Here is a 941-nt window from a genome sequence, read left to right on the forward strand (position 1 = left end):
TACTGTACTACGCTTCCCTGCTCGTAGGCGACACCCAGACTTCAACCACCGAAGCGGCGTATCTCGGCACTCCTGCAGTGCGGTGCAACTCGTTTGTGGGCCCCGATGATATGAGCAACTTTGTTGAACTTGAGCGGACGTACGGGTTAATATTCAACTTTGCCGACCCGGACGAGGCTATCGGAAAATCAATTGAGTTAATTCAGCGACCGGATATCAAGCAGGAATGGGCCGTTAAGCGAGAGAAACTGCTACAGGAGAAGATCGATGTCACGGCGTTTATGACGTGGTTTATTGAGAATTACCCGAATAGTTTTATTGTGGCTAAGAAAAACCCAGACTTCAAGATAAAAGTTTAGTTGAAGACTTTATGAGGATGTAGCTGTGATGAAACAAAATATTTGTTCGTGCAAAAGTGTATTGGCCTTAATTCCTATTTTACTGTTAACTCTAAATCTAATTATAAGACTCCCTATTGCTCCACATGAACTTGGAACTGATTCTCTCTTCATTCATGCTATAGCTCAAGAAATATGTTCAACTGGTTACGCGGCATGGCTGTTGTCCCCCTTGTCATTTTTTGGTTTGTATCCATATTCTTATACTTCTGGATTGCCGCATATTTTGGCTGTTACGTCTTTAACCACTGATCTAAGTATGGAGTGGGTGATCTATTATTCATCATTAATCTTTGGATTATTTGGGGTGCTTACGTCATTCTTATTAGCAGGTGGATTCAGTGATCGTCTCTCTTTCCGATACCTTGTGGCTCTTCTATTTTCCTTGGCTCCATTAACTATTGTGTTTACGTTATGGACGGTTTCTGCACGAGGCATATTTTTCATGTTGATGCCACTATTCGTTTGGGGTTTGCTTAGGTGGCACGAACGTCTATCATATCGTTACTGTTTGATATTGGTAATACTTTGTCTGACATTGGC

Annotated in this window: 1 pseudogene; it reads left to right on the plus strand. The window is 42.0% G+C overall.

What is annotated here, in order from left to right:
- Nucleotides 1–359 (plus strand): annotated as a pseudogene (locus EI28_RS14585) (hypothetical protein); the annotation flags it as partial.
- Between the last annotated feature and the right edge of the window lie 582 nt (nt 360–941).

This window comes from Methanoculleus sp. MH98A (assembly GCF_000691865.1).
Taxonomy (GTDB): Archaea; Halobacteriota; Methanomicrobia; order Methanomicrobiales; family Methanoculleaceae; genus Methanoculleus.